This is a genomic window from Acinetobacter sp. 826659 (assembly GCF_000588515.1).
GTDB lineage: Bacteria > Pseudomonadota > Gammaproteobacteria > Pseudomonadales > Moraxellaceae > Acinetobacter > Acinetobacter pittii.
The window spans coordinates 700,119-712,193 of record NZ_JFYD01000001.1; the positions used below are offsets into that span (position 1 = coordinate 700,119).

Annotated in this window: 11 protein-coding genes; 4 read left to right on the forward strand and 7 right to left on the reverse strand. The window is 39.1% G+C overall.

Annotated features, from left to right (window positions below):
• Positions 1-36 precede the first annotated feature (36 nt).
• The 4 genes from rpmE to J663_RS03305 form a co-directional block, all read right to left on the reverse strand.
• Positions 37-261 carry a 50S ribosomal protein L31 gene (rpmE, locus tag J663_RS03290; RefSeq protein WP_001200845.1) on the reverse strand — a complete coding sequence of 75 codons (225 nt, stop codon included), beginning with the start codon at positions 259-261 and terminating at the stop codon, positions 37-39.
• Between the two features lie 196 nt (positions 262-457).
• The gene (locus tag J663_RS03295) at positions 458-1,429 is read right to left on the reverse strand and encodes a bile acid:sodium symporter family protein (protein ID WP_081404572.1); all 972 of its coding nucleotides are present in this window, start codon (positions 1,427-1,429) and stop codon (positions 458-460) included.
• A gap of 133 nt (positions 1,430-1,562) precedes the next feature.
• Entirely contained in the window at positions 1,563-1,964 is a 402-nt protein-coding gene (gene gloA / locus J663_RS03300; protein WP_005067992.1) for a lactoylglutathione lyase, read from the reverse strand.
• Between the two features lie 2 nt (positions 1,965-1,966).
• The gene (locus J663_RS03305) at positions 1,967-4,150 is read right to left on the reverse strand and encodes an AmpG family muropeptide MFS transporter (RefSeq protein ID WP_081404573.1); all 2,184 of its coding nucleotides are present in this window, start codon (positions 4,148-4,150) and stop codon (positions 1,967-1,969) included.
• A gap of 165 nt (positions 4,151-4,315) precedes the next feature.
• Between J663_RS03305 and J663_RS03310 the strand changes: the two genes are divergently transcribed.
• The gene (locus J663_RS03310) at positions 4,316-6,934 is read left to right on the forward strand and encodes a Lon protease family protein (RefSeq protein WP_033847768.1); all 2,619 of its coding nucleotides are present in this window, start codon (positions 4,316-4,318) and stop codon (positions 6,932-6,934) included.
• Between the two features lie 51 nt (positions 6,935-6,985).
• On the opposite strand, the gene J663_RS03315 is transcribed toward J663_RS03310, so the two are convergent.
• The 3 genes from J663_RS03315 to surE all read right to left on the reverse strand — a co-directional run bounded on the left by J663_RS03315 (position 6,986) and on the right by surE (position 9,727).
• Positions 6,986-7,915 carry a LysR family transcriptional regulator gene (locus J663_RS03315; RefSeq protein WP_033847769.1) on the reverse strand — a complete coding sequence of 310 codons (930 nt, stop codon included), beginning with the start codon at positions 7,913-7,915 and terminating at the stop codon, positions 6,986-6,988.
• Positions 7,916-8,017: 102 nt separating this feature from the next.
• Positions 8,018-8,845, reverse strand: coding sequence for a peptidoglycan DD-metalloendopeptidase family protein (locus J663_RS03320; RefSeq protein WP_033847771.1), 828 nt, complete (start codon positions 8,843-8,845; stop codon positions 8,018-8,020).
• Between the two features lie 111 nt (positions 8,846-8,956).
• Positions 8,957-9,727, reverse strand: a complete 771-nt coding sequence (gene surE, locus J663_RS03325) for a 5'/3'-nucleotidase SurE (RefSeq protein WP_033847773.1) — start codon at positions 9,725-9,727, stop codon at positions 8,957-8,959.
• 101 nt (positions 9,728-9,828) lie between these two features.
• Here surE and J663_RS03330 point away from each other — a divergent pair, with 101 nt between their 5' ends.
• From J663_RS03330 to dacC, 3 genes are all read left to right on the forward strand, one after another.
• Entirely contained in the window at positions 9,829-10,200 is a 372-nt protein-coding gene (locus J663_RS03330) for an MCR_0457 family protein (RefSeq protein WP_005073292.1), read from the forward strand.
• A 154-nt stretch (positions 10,201-10,354) separates the two neighbouring features.
• Positions 10,355-10,777 (forward strand): MCR_0457 family protein, encoded by a 423-nt coding sequence (locus J663_RS03335; RefSeq protein WP_002118406.1) that lies wholly within the window; start codon positions 10,355-10,357, stop codon positions 10,775-10,777.
• 126 nt (positions 10,778-10,903) lie between these two features.
• Complete coding sequence (gene dacC / locus J663_RS03340; RefSeq protein WP_016140365.1) at positions 10,904-12,052, forward strand: D-alanyl-D-alanine carboxypeptidase PBP5/6; 1,149 nt, start codon at positions 10,904-10,906, stop codon at positions 12,050-12,052.
• The last annotated feature ends 23 nt before the right edge of the window (positions 12,053-12,075 follow it).

Sequence of the window (12,075 nt, forward strand, 5' to 3'; positions counted from 1 at the left end):
GGGCATAAAGCCCGTTTTTTGTTTCGTGTTGCAGTATTAACGCTTGATAGAGCGAGACATACCAGCAAAACGTTGTTTGAATTTGTCGATACGACCACCAGTGTCTACATTCTTTTGCTTACCAGTGTAGAATGGGTGGCAAGCTGAACATACGTCAAGGTAGATAGTTTCTTTACCTAAAGCAGAACGAGTTTCGATTACGTTACCGCAAGAACAAGTTGCAACTAATTTTTCATATTTTGGGTGAATATCGGCGCGCATCGTCGATTACTCCTAATTGGAAGAAAGGCTTAAGCTGTCATCGCAATTGATCACTCTCAACTAAGTTGAGGACAGGCTCAAAATGAGCAGATCAACACCACAACAGACCATTCTTTTGGCCCACCGAAACCTCTAGGGTTAGAGCTAAGCACAACAAGTGGGCAACATTATACGTCAAATAATTTTCTTTTGCGAATTAATCTTTCGATTTAGCCCAGTAATTTGCAATCACGCCACACACCATTAACTGTATTTGGTGAAAAATCATAATAGGTAACACGATCATGCCTAAAGGTTGGCCAATAAATAAGATTTGCGCCATCGGAACACCACTTGCCAAGGTCTTTTTGGAGCCACAAAAGAAAACTGTAATTTGATCTGCTCGGTTAAAACCTAAAGCACGCGGTAGGTAAAGTGCTAACAGCATAATGATCGTTAAAAGTACTGAACACGCAATTGTTAGAATGAGTAAAGTTTTCCAACTTACTTGATGCCAGAGCCCTGCCACTACTGCTCCACTAAATGCGCCATACACCACCATCAAAATCGAGCCTTGATCAAATGCTTTAACAATACTTGGAACTTTTGCCATATAAGGGAAAATATAAGGACGTAATAATTGACCTAAAATAAATGGCACTAACAGTAATAATGTAATTTGTATAATTGAAGTTGTCGGGTCAAATCCATGTTGGCTTTGGCCTAAAATAAAAAAGCTCACCAAGACTGGTGTAATAAACATACCAATCAAGTTTGAAAAAGATGCACTGCACCCCGCTCCCGCCACGTTCCCTTTTGCAACCGACGTAAATGCAATAGAGGATTGAACTGTAGAGGGTAAAAAGCACATAAATAAAAAACCCCAGTACAGCTGTTGACCTAACAGAGGTAATAAAATTGGCTTAGCCAACAGACCAATTACAGGGAAAATAAAGAAAGTAAATGCAAAGACAAGTAGATGCATTTTCCAATGCAAAATACCTTCAATTACAGCCTCACGTGATAGTTTCGCACCATGCAAAAAGAATAAGATTGCAATCGCGACTGTGGTCAGTGTATTGAAATATTGAGCTGCTTGACCACTGACTGGAAAAAATGTTGCTAGTAGTACCATTCCAACTAACAAAACTGTAAATCGATCAAGAGCCAATAACTTCAGCATAGCCATATCCTATGATTATTCTAGATAAATAAAAAACCCAGTTGATAAATTGACCATTTGGTCAAGCGTTCATCATACTGGGCTAAAAAAATAAAGCTAGGCTTTTAAGAACTAATTCTTAAAGCATCACAGTCAATTTTTAGTTATTTGTCGCATTAGCATCTTGTTGAATCAATTCGACTTTATAGCCGTCTGGATCTTCAACAAATGCGATAACAGTAACACCACCTTTCATTGGCCCCGCTTCACGCACAACTTTGCCACCACGTGCTTTAATTTCTTCACACGCTTTGTAGGCATCATCAACACCAATGGCAATGTGGCCATAGGCATTGCCTAAATCATAACTTGATGTATCCCAGTTATGAGTAAGCTCAAGCACGGTATTGGTTTCTTCATCACCATAGCCAACAAATGCTAGTGTAAAGCGTCCTTCTTCATAATCACGCTTACGAAGTAACTTCATCCCTAATACTTCGGTATAGAACTTTAAAGATTGTTCTAAATTGCCTACTCGCAACATTGTATGAAGCATTCGCATGTTTATTCACCTGCCTTTTCTGATTCATGTGTTTGATGATCTCTTAGCAATTTTCCAACCCAAACCACTAAGATCAAGATTGGAATACCAATAAGAGTTGTCATCAAAAAGAACTTTGGGTATCCAATATTACTGACTATGGTACCTGAATATCCACCCAAAAGTTTTGGAGTTAGTGTCATGAGTGAACTAAAGATTGCATATTGAACAGCTGTAAATGAAACACTCGTTAAACTTGAAAGGAATGCAATAAATGCTGCACCAGCCAAACCAGAAGCCAAGTTATCGACAATAATGGCAAAATAAAGCCATAAAGAACTATATGGTTTAATGACCTTACCGCTGACTTCAACTGATTGACCAGAAAGCGGATCAATATAAGCTACCGGTTCAATATTCACATCAAGTTCACTTGCCACTTTTTGATTTGAGCTAACAGCATATGGATGAGATGCAGAAAGTATTTTTTGTTCGCCATCCATTACAGCTACGTTAAGCTCTTTACTTGTCGATGCCACTAGTTTTTTTGCATCAATGGCTGTACTAAAAACACCTTTTTGATCAGTCATTTTTGCATCAAAATTTTGCCCATCAAGGCTAATAATAATTTTTTGGGTAGGAGTTAATGCTTGTCCAAAGTATTGCCCTCGAACCACAACACTTCCCTCACCATCTTTAAGTGAGACCTGATCATTGCCCATAACGGGTAAAATTTGTAGAGGCGATTTAGCTGACTCAGTTGTCAGTAATGGCTGAGTACGTGTAACAGGCGCTACATTATTTGAAGCATAAGCAGCTTTTACTTCAATTTGTTTTGTTCCACTAAAAGCAGAACTTGGTACTTCTAACTTCCATAACCCGACTTCATCTGGCTTGACTTGATAGCTATGTTCACCAACTTTTACGTCTACCATATCTAATGGCTGACCAGATTTTACTAGTCCAATAAAAATTAAATTGGTAGAGCTAGCCAAAACTGCACCGACAAACATCAGTTTCATAATGTTGATGCGCTGTGCTAAAAGACCACCTAAGAAACCGCCGACTAAACTAAATAGTACCCCATAGATTTTAACTGCTTCTGCAATTTGCTCTTTACTGAAGTTAAGATCTTGGTAGAACACATTAGAAATAACACCAGCAATAATGTCTGAAATACGGAAGAAACCAATAAGTAGCAACAACACTAATGCAAGTTTGACACCATAGCGTTTAAAGAAATCTAGAATTGGTGCAATCCATGTCTCTTTAGCCATTTGCTGGTTAACTACACCAATTTTAACGAGTAGATAACCTACAAAAATCGCAGCAGCAGTTGCAGTTAAAAATCTTAAAGCCTCTAAACCAAATAACGCAGCACTGTCTTTAATATTACCAGCTTGTGAAATGGCCTCGGTAACTTGCCCCGAATAAATATAAGTGACTACGAATGAAATAACGGCAATAAAAAATACGAGAACCAAACGGTAGTAATCACTACTCTTATAATTTTTATAAACTCGATTTACAACAGGCTCACGCACAAGTAGGGTCGTGACAATACCCACTAACATAACGCCTGCCATGGTTAAATAAGTCGTTTTCCAAGCTTCGTAAATGTAATTACCTTTAGCAGTTCCCAAGTGGGCAGCTAGAAATAATGCCCCCGCCCCAGCCACAATCATGCCAATTCGGTAACCCGCATTATAGGTAGAGGCCAATACCGTTTGCATTTCTGTTTCTGCTAATTCAATACGGTAAGCATCAATCACAATATCTTGGGTTGCTGCCGAGAAGCCAAGTAACACAGCACCTACCGCCATTTGAATAAGATAACTTTGCCCTAGAGCAGGATCAGAAAAAGCCATAATACAAATAGCAAGAACGATCAAACACTGTGCAATTAACAACCAAGCTCGTCTTCGGCCTAAGGTTTTAGTTAAGACAGGCACAGGTAACTCATCAATAAGAGGAGCCCAAACGAACTTAAAAGAGTAACCTAGGGCAGCCCAACTAAAAAAAGTGACTGCACTTTTATCAATGCCCGCCTCTCCAAGCCATAAAGAGAGACTAGAGAAAATTAATAAAATCGGAATTCCGGCAGAAAAACCTAGAAACAGCATAATTAATGCACGGCGATCTAAAAATGCTTTAAAAGCCGAGACCCAACCCGAAGCTTGTGTGGTCATTCGTTTTTTATTTTCCATAAATTATAAATGTGCCTATTCAAACCCTTCTTACAATTCCTTTCAAGATTCTTTATGCAATCAATTTTGTTTTGGCGATAAAAACGGCAAGTTTGCTTGATATTTTATGCTAAACCTGTATACCTTTAAGCTTCAACCTTCGTTTTCTTTTGCTGGATATCAACAGTGACACAAAAACTTGATCAAGTGACCATCTCAACTTTATCACTCGCTAAAACAAACACCACAAACGTCACAATAAATGCATTTCCTTCAGCTTTTGAGCAACCTGATATAAAAATGACTTTGGATAAAACAGCCTTAAAACCCGAACAACTAACACATATTCCAGATTTTGAAAAAATTCCAGCTTCTACAAAACGTATAAAACCGCTTAATAACTTTTTAGGGCAAGACCGTGCCAAAGCATCGGTAGAAGCAGGGATTTCTTTACCCTACTCTGGCTATAACATTTTTGCAGTAGGAACAGCAGGCTTGGGTAAACGCACCATGATTAAGCGTTTACTCCAACAACATGCGAAAACAATGCCTACTCCAGATGACTGGGTATATGTCTATAATTTTAAGCAGGCACGCCAACCACTTGCTCTACGCTTCCCCGCTGGACAAGGAACGAAGTTTCAACATGCCCTTCATCAAACTTGGCAAATTATTTTAAAACAGCTTGAACGCCGTTTTAGTGCCGAGACCTATCATAACCGTATTGAGCGTATCCGTGAGGAAACTGGAGATGAACAGCAACAAGCGCTCGTCGAGTTAACCAAAGAAGGTGAAGAGCTCGACTTAAAACTCATCTCCCGCAATGAAAAGCATGGCTTTGTACCTGTACAAGTAAAAGATGATCAGGTGCAAGAACTGACTCAAACAGAAATTGATGCTCTAAATACTAAGCAACGTGCTGAAATTGCAGCGAATGTTCGCTACATGGATAAAAAGCTCGAGCGTCTTGGTTTGCATTTAGGTGATTTAGAGGATGACGCACGTGACAAAGTCTCTGTGTTGAATCGAGACATCGCGACTCAAGTGGTTAAGCCACGCATGGATTTGATTTTAAATAAATATGGTCAAGTCAAAGGCCTTGAAGATTATTTAAAACAATATGCTCAAGATGTAATTGATAATGTTGAACTCATTTTAGAGCAAGAAGAAGATGACTTTGCTCCGGCAATGTTCAATCGTGTGCCTGCACGTTATCAGGCCAATGTAATTGTCTCAAACAAACCAAACAGTGGTGCACCGGTTATTTTTGAAGATTTCCCAACGCACTACAACTTGCTTGGTCATGTTGAACAACTTACTCACAACGGCACAATTACCACAGATTTCACGCTCATTCGTCCAGGTGCTCTACATCAAGCCAATGGTGGCTTTTTAATGCTTGAGGCCGAGCAATTACTCGAACAGCCTTATGCATGGCAAGGTTTAAAGCGTGCCTTGAAATCAGGTCAGCTCAAGCTTTCTTCTCTTGAACATATGCTGACGTTAACAGGCTCTATCTCGATTGAACCTGCTGCCATTCCACTTGATATTAAAGTGGTTCTTATGGCAGAACCTGAAATTTATTATGAAATTTTAGAAGTAGAACCAGAACTTGGTAGCGTATTTAAAATTCGTGCAGATTTTACCGATACTCTGCAGCGTAATGACGAAAATGAACAAGCCTACATGCAGCTAATTGCTGATTATGTACAAGCGGATAAATTACTTCCGTTTGACCGCAGTGCTTTAGCAGCTTTACTTACCGACTCAAGTCGTCAGGCAGAAGACCAAAGCTCACTGTCGTTACATGCTTCAACTTTAGGCGACCTCATTCGCGAAGCACATCATCATGCATTTAAAGCCAATGAAAAGCTTGTAACTGACCAGCACATTAACTTGGCACTACAACACAGACAGTATCGCTTAGGTTATTTAAGAGAGCTTTACTGGCAAGATCTGTCACGTGGAACTCAGTTAATCGAGACTTCCGGTCATCGTTTAGGTCAAATTAATGCCCTCTCTGTCATTCACTATGCAGATGTTGAGTTTGGTTTACCTTCACGTTTGACTGCATCAGTCTATCAAGGTGGCGGTGATATTCTTGATATTGAGCGTAGTGTAGAACTTGGCGGTTCACTACATGCCAAAGGCGTGTTACTCATGTCTAGCTTCTTAAAAGCTCACTTTGGTCGTGAACAGATTTTACATTTCTCTGCTGCGCTTGCATTTGAACAAAGTTATGGGCAAGTAGACGGCGACAGTGCAACAGTTGCCGAGCTTTCTGCATTAATTTCTGCAATTAGCCAAATACCAATTGATCAATCATGGGCAATTACGGGTTCTATGAACCAGTTAGGCCAAGTTCAACCAATTGGTGGTGTAAATGCAAAAATTGAAGGCTTCTATGATGCTTGTAAATTACAAGGTTTAACTGGCAAACAAGGCGTCATTATTCCTCGGCAAAACATGCAGCATTTGATGTTACGCCAAGATGTGATTGATGCGGTACAAAGTGGTCAATTCCATATCCATGCGATTGACACGATTGATCAGGCGCTTGAAATCCTAATGGCCCGCCCTGTCGGTACACTCGATAAAAAAGGTAAATACAGTAAACACTCTATTTATGCTGCTGTAATGGAGCAACTCGAATATTGGCAAGCCATTGAAGATGGCGCAGAAATTGAAGAGGAGCCAAAGAAGAAAAAGAAAAATAAGAAAAAAATTAAGAAGCATGAAGAACTTACTGCGGAAGATCTACCACAAGAAAGTGTAGAAGAAGTCGCAACCTTAAAACAGAAGTAATAAAAAAGGGCCTGTCAAATGCAGGCCCTTTTTACTTTTAGAGTGGCAAAATTAACGAACGATTTGGATCGCTCGTCCTCCTGCTAACTGACTAAAATATTGTTTAAGTGCTTCAACACAGCGCTGAATTTTCATTGGCTGTTGGTCATGCTTGGCAACTTCTGCATACAAAGTAAAAGTTGGTAATTTCCAATCTGGCATGAGTTCAATCAAAGAACCATTTTTTAACTCTTTTTGAGCATCTAAATATAGAATTCTTGCAATACCATGTCCTTGCTGACATAGCGCTTTTGCAATTTGTAAATTATTGCTCTGCAAACGGCTTTGCATTTCAATATTAAGTGTTTCACCTGTTTTTACATGTTGAAAATTGAAATGACGCGCGTCATTCATGACATTAATTGATAATAATTCATGATCTCTTAAATCATTAGGATGCACAATTGGACTAGATTGATTCAGATAACTTGGCGAAGCTACTAAAATCTGATCGACAAAAGCCATCGGAATGACAGAGCTACTTTCTTCTACTGGCGTAGAACTCATGCGCACTGCAATATCAATTCGCTCTTCAATTAAGTCGATATAACGATGCCCAACTTCAAAATGCACTGATAAACCGCGATGAGCTGACATCCAATGAGATAACGCAGGAATAATGTGCTGAACTGCTAAATCAGGAGTAGTTGCGATACGCAAATCCCCAATTAAGTCATCCCTCAACTCATTAATTCTGATTTTCCCCCTTTCAGCAGCGGCCAACATTTCTTGACAGCTTGAAAAAAAAGCCTGTCCGGCTTCTGTCAAACTAAGTTTACGAGTGGAGCGATGTAAGAGAATTACATCCATTTCATGCTCGAGGGAGCGAATCTGCTGGCTCACTGCACTTGTTGTAATTCCTAATTCACGTGCCGCACCACTGAATGAACTTTTTTCAACCACACAAGCAAAAACACCCATCGCACGAAGCTGATCTAACATAGGTTTCCTCAAATCTAATTCTAAATTTATAAAAAAATGCTTATTGTTGTAATGAAAGCAACCAATTATATTATACGAGGAAACCTAAGTTTTATGCATTAGCTATTTTGGTAAAAGATTTATAGGATTAATTGGTTTTCCATCCAAACGGATTTGGAACTCAAGCATGACCTGTGAAGCCCCAGTAGAGCCCATCTCGGCAATTTTTTGTCCAGCAGTTATATTGTCACCGCTTTTTACAAACATCTTGCTATTGTGGGCATAGGCACTGATATAGCCGTCAATATGCTTAATTAAAACCAGATTGCCGTATTCTTTTAAACCATCAGCTGCGTAGACAACTTGACCATCTGCTGCGGCATAAATAGGGTCACCCTGATTTCCACCATAACGGATTCCTTTGACATTATTTGCCAAATTAAACCCTTGAATCACTGGCCCATTATTCGGTTTTATCCAGCGTAAACTAGAATTTGGTGCAACCGAAGTCACTGTCGTATTCGTTGACGGCGCGGTCGTTGTAGGCTGAGTTACTGGTGTAACAGGTTGTGTGGTTGGTAGAGCAATGGTTTGACGTTTGATTTGCTCAGGTTGTGCCATGACTTGCGTAGATACTGTTCTTGGTGAAGAACCTTTCTTCAAACGCAAAGACTGATTAACATAAATACGATATGGCGGAGCAATATCATTCATTTCGGCAATACTGATATAGTCGAGGCCATAACGCATTGCGATACCACTTAAAGTATCACCTGAACGAACTGTGTAATAGTTAGGAGCCATTGCATAGCGAGAACTATTATTAATTTGTGGTTTAGAAGCACACCCTGCCATAGCAACGGTAAAACCTACAGCCACAGACAACAACATAATTTTCATTATTTTGTCTTTTTGGATATGCACTCTGCTTTGTTGCCCAATTAAATGCATTGATCTCCCTCACTAAATGCTACAAATCATTTCGGCTAAGAGTACCAAAAAAGTAAGAGGAAACACGTTCCTCTTTTTCTTTATTCACAAAGTTATAACATTCGAGGCAAATTATTGACTCAAACTGATCTGTAAATCTTCTAAAACAGCGTAATTTGTTGCATCCATTTGAATAGGGGTAACACTTACATAACCGTTTGCAACGGCAAAGAAATCAGATTGAATCTGGCTAGAAACACGTTGCGGATCTGTAACCGCCTCACCTGCTAGTCCAATCCAGTAAACTTGACGTCCGCGTGGATCGACATGACTGGTAATAGGCTTAGATTGAGCACGACGCCCTTGATACGTAATCTGAGCCCCTTTTAACTGCGGCACGTCAGGAATATTGATATTAAAGATATGTCGCGTAGGCAAAGCTGGTAATCCGCTTGCAATAAAATCATGTACCCATTTAGCAGCCTGAGCATAATCTTCTTTATTGTTATAAGCACGCACATCAGGACCCGCTAAAGACACAGCGATTGCAGGTTGTTTCATTAAACGACCTTCAAATGCGGCCCCTACCGTTCCCGAATATAAAACATCATCACCTAAGTTCGCGCCACTATTGATTCCGCTCACGACCAAGTCAAACTCAAAATCAAACAAACCATTCATGGATAAATAAACACAATCTGCTGGTGTACCATTCACTGCCCAGACATCTTCGGCAATTTGAATGGGACGTAATGGTCGATCCAATGTTAATGCACTTGAGAAACCACTTCTTTCACTTTCTGGTGCAACCACAACCACGCGTCCAAGTGGTCTTAATGCTTCAGCTAAAGCCTGTATACCTGGCGCAAAAACACCGTCATCATTCGCAATTAAAATATTCACTAAAATCTTTCTCTACAAATAAACCTAAAGGTTTTCACAATTGAATTATTTGTTGAATTATATATATTTATGCCTCCATAGCATTATAAAATTGTGAAAAAATGAAAACTTTCGCTCCTTTTTTTCAGGTATTGGGGATCAGTATCACATTGTGTACGCAAGCGGTTTTTGCAGATGAGGATATCTCAACACAAGAGGCTGATAGCTTAATTAAAGATGACATTGCCGCAACGCAAGTTTTGCAGGAAATCTGCCCAGCTTTTGTTGGAACAAATAAAAAACTTGAGTCAAACGCTCAAAAAATTATTGCGATGTATTTAAGTGGTTATTCAAATAAATCAATGACCTTAGCGACTCTACAAAACGATGCTGAATTTAAAACTTTATTAAATGAAGCACGTCTTGCGGCAAAACAAATGGACCATCACGAGCAACATGAGCTCTGTGAAGAGATCGTTAATTATAAAGAATAGATCTTACTCTTTTTTGATCTAGAGACTTATTCATTTTGGGTTTTCTGTTTGCCATTAAGCAGAAAACCAACATAACAATACATTTTTTCCATTTTTTTAAATTCTAAATTGGTTAAGCTAACGGCATATTTAGAAATTTTATTTTGGGTTATCGATGTTTATGAAGAAAAGCTTAGTTCAATCGCTCTCTTTGGTTTTACTTATGAGCATGGCAACAGCTGGTTTTGCTGCTGATAAGAAGAAAACAACTGAAAAGAAAACCGAAAATGAAAATGTTGTTGAAGTCACTCCACAACAAGGCACAACTCCTGAAGAATTAGCTGCAATTCAAGTGCTTTCTGAAATTTGTCCAAGTTTGATTGGTAAAAAAGACGCTGATTTTGCTCAAGGCTATGAACGTTTAGTTAAAGACTACCTACCAAATGAAACTGATGCTGTTTCTGCATTAGAAAAACGTAGTAAAGACAAAGCTTTCAAGAAATACTTAAAAGAAGCACGTAGCGATGCGAAAGCTGCTGGTGATGAACAAAACACATTAGTTTGCCAAGACGTGAAAGCATATCAATCGCAAAACTAAATTAGTAAAAAACTCTTGAGTTACAATACTGTTTGAAAAAGCCGACTTCTCCCGTAGAAGTCGGCTTTGCTTTATCCTAAAATGCTAGGCTCTTCTGCTTCATACAAGATATTGGAATTACCTAGAATGACTCGAAAAAGCGCTATTGCTGCACTACTCCTCTTACCAAGTTTTTCTTATGCAGCAACTGTCTTATCAGCTCCGCCAGAATTAAATAATAAGTCTTATGTATTAATGGATTATGAGACAGGCCAAATTCTCGCTTCTAAAAATGAAAACGAAAAGCTTGCACCTGCGTCTATGACAAAAATGATGACCAGTTACATCATTGAACAAAAATTATTAAAAGGTGAACTGACTGAAAATGAGCAGGTTCGTATGAACGAGTCTGCATGGTGTAAAGGAAGTAGCTCTGAATCATGTATGTATGTTCCTTTAAACGGTACAGCGACAGTTCTAGAAATGCTCCGCGGTATTATTATCCAGTCAGGTAATGATGCATCAAAAGCAATGGCTGAACATATTGCAGGAAATGAAGGCACGTTTGCTCATATGATGAATCAGGAAGCAAAACGTATCGGCATGGTGAATACCCAGTTTATTAACTCGACTGGTATGCCAGCTGAAGGTCACTATTCAACTGCAAAAGATATGGCTGTGTTAGCACAACATATTATTAAAGACAGCTCAAAATACTACCCAATTTACTCTGAAAAAGAATTTACTTTTAATGGTATTAAACAAGGTAACCGTAATGCCTTGCTTTACACTGACCCAAGTGTAGATGGTTTAAAAACAGGTCATACAGATGAAGCGGGCTACTGCTTAACTACTTCAAGTAAACGCGGTCCAATGCGTTTAATTTCAGTGATTTTTGGTACTCCAAGCATGTCTGAACGTGCAGACCAAACGCGTACGTTACTGGCATGGGGCTTTGCAAACTTTGAAACTGCAAATGTTCAACCAGCAAATCAGGTTCTTGCAAAAGCAAAAGTTTGGTTTGGTAAAGAAGATGAAGTTCAAGTTGGTTTAGCTGAAAACTTTAGTGTGACTATGCCTAAAGGTAAAGCTGATGGCATTAAAACTCAGTTAGTGGTTCAACCTAACTTAAATGCACCACTTCAAAAAGGTCAAGTTGTGGGTAAACTTGTTGCTAGCCTAGATGGCAAAGTAATTGCTGAAAAACCGTTAGTTGCATTAAAGCCAGTTGAAGAAGCAAGTTTCTTTGCTCGTTTAATCGACCATATCAAACAATTCTTCAGCAACTTATTCTAATTTTTGAATAGTTGAATTAAGCA

Excerpts from the sequence above, each read along its gene's own strand:
- rpmE (WP_001200845.1), bottom strand. The coding sequence starts at position 261 with ATGCGCGCCGATATTCACCCAAAATATGAAAAATTAGTTGCAACTTGT.
- J663_RS03295 (WP_081404572.1), bottom strand. The coding sequence starts at position 1,429 with ATGGCTATGCTGAAGTTATTGGCTCTTGATCGATTTACAGTTTTGTTA.
- gloA (WP_005067992.1), bottom strand. The coding sequence starts at position 1,964 with ATGCGAATGCTTCATACAATGTTGCGAGTAGGCAATTTAGAACAATCT.
- J663_RS03305 (WP_081404573.1), bottom strand. The coding sequence starts at position 4,150 with ATGGAAAATAAAAAACGAATGACCACACAAGCTTCGGGTTGGGTCTCG.
- J663_RS03315 (WP_033847769.1), bottom strand. The coding sequence starts at position 7,915 with ATGTTAGATCAGCTTCGTGCGATGGGTGTTTTTGCTTGTGTGGTTGAA.
- J663_RS03320 (WP_033847771.1), bottom strand. The coding sequence starts at position 8,845 with ATGCATTTAATTGGGCAACAAAGCAGAGTGCATATCCAAAAAGACAAA.
- J663_RS03330 (WP_005073292.1), top strand. The coding sequence starts at position 9,829 with ATGAAAACTTTCGCTCCTTTTTTTCAGGTATTGGGGATCAGTATCACA.
- J663_RS03335 (WP_002118406.1), top strand. The coding sequence starts at position 10,355 with ATGTTTATGAAGAAAAGCTTAGTTCAATCGCTCTCTTTGGTTTTACTT.
- dacC (WP_016140365.1), top strand. The coding sequence starts at position 10,904 with ATGACTCGAAAAAGCGCTATTGCTGCACTACTCCTCTTACCAAGTTTT.